The organism is Candidatus Hydrogenedentota bacterium (assembly GCA_016791475.1).
Lineage (GTDB): Bacteria > Hydrogenedentota > Hydrogenedentia > Hydrogenedentales > JAEUWI01 > JAEUWI01.
In genome coordinates this window covers 1-612 of sequence record JAEUWI010000311.1, presented here as the reverse complement: position 1 = coordinate 612, position 612 = coordinate 1, and the positions used below count along the sequence as shown (strand labels likewise).

Sequence of the window (612 nt, the reverse complement as noted above, 5' to 3'; positions counted from 1 at the left end):
CGCAGCGCAGTTTGCGGCGAATCCAACTGTCGAGGTCTTCCAGAACCCGCTGGGTCTCGGTCAGCTTGAAGTACGCTGCCCAGCCACGCAGGATCGGATTCAGCTCGACAATCGTCTGGCCCAGACTGCAGCCGCGGCCGCGGCGAAACACCTCACCAACCTTGGCCTTGAGCCGTTCGATACTGGTCGGCGCGATACGCAGCTTCGGCGCCTTGTGCGCCGTCAGGCTGTAGCCCAGAAACTTGCGGTGCCAAGGTTGAGCGACTGCGCTCTTCGCCGCATTGACGTTGAGCTTGAGCCGTTCTTCCAGAAACTGGGTCATGCTCGCCAGCACCCGCGCGCCGGCCGCTTCGCTGCGGACGTAGATGTTGCAGTCGTCCGCATAGCGGCAGAACGCATGGCCGCGGCGCTCCAGTTCCCGGTCCAGGTCCGTCAGCAGGATGTTCGACAGCAGCGGACTCAACGGACCACCTTGCGGCGTGCCCTGCGTCCTCGGCGAGACCACGCCCTCCTCCATCATTCCCGCTTCCAGATACCGCCGGATCAGCTTCAGAACCCGCCTGTCGCCAACCACGCGCGCCACCCGCTCCATCAGGATGTCGTGGTTGACCC

The 612-nt window shown here is 64.4% G+C and carries 1 protein-coding gene; it reads right to left on the bottom strand.

From position 1 onward, the window contains the following. Positions 1 to 612, bottom strand: a 612-nt coding sequence (locus tag JNK74_29390) for a group II intron reverse transcriptase/maturase (GenBank protein MBL7650289.1), incomplete at both ends; no start/stop codon positions are given.